Below are 350 nucleotides of genomic sequence, written 5' to 3'. Positions count from 1 at the left end.
TATAGAGGGGCATTTGATGTCAGATCATGTACACATGTTGGTAATGATACCACCAAAGTTAAGTGTATCATCATTTATGGGGTATTTGAAAGGTAAGTCAGCATTAATGATATTTGATCGACATGCAAATTTGAAATATAAATATGGAAATAGACATTTTTGGTCAGAAGGATATTATGTGAGTACAGTAGGACTAAATGATCAAACAGTCGCAAAATATATAAGGGAACAAGAGGGACATGATATAGCAATGGATAAATTGAGTGTAAAAGAATATCAAAATCCATTTGAAGATAAAGAAATGAAGAAAGAAAACAAAAAAGAGAGAAGAAGATAACAAAAGGAGAAAG

1 protein-coding gene is annotated in these 350 nt (G+C 31.1%); it reads left to right on the top strand.

The features are described 5' to 3' along the window. Window positions 1-337 (top strand): IS200/IS605 family transposase (gene tnpA, locus KSU54_RS18680; RefSeq protein ID WP_217746599.1); only part of this gene is annotated, 337 nt, incomplete at its 5' end. Window positions 338-350 lie beyond the last annotated feature (13 nt).

Source organism: Erysipelatoclostridium sp. MSK.23.31, from assembly GCF_019125875.1.
In the GTDB taxonomy this organism is placed as follows: domain Bacteria; phylum Bacillota_I; class Bacilli_A; order Erysipelotrichales; family Coprobacillaceae; genus Thomasclavelia; species Thomasclavelia ramosa.
This window is presented reverse-complemented; position numbering and strand designations above follow the sequence as displayed.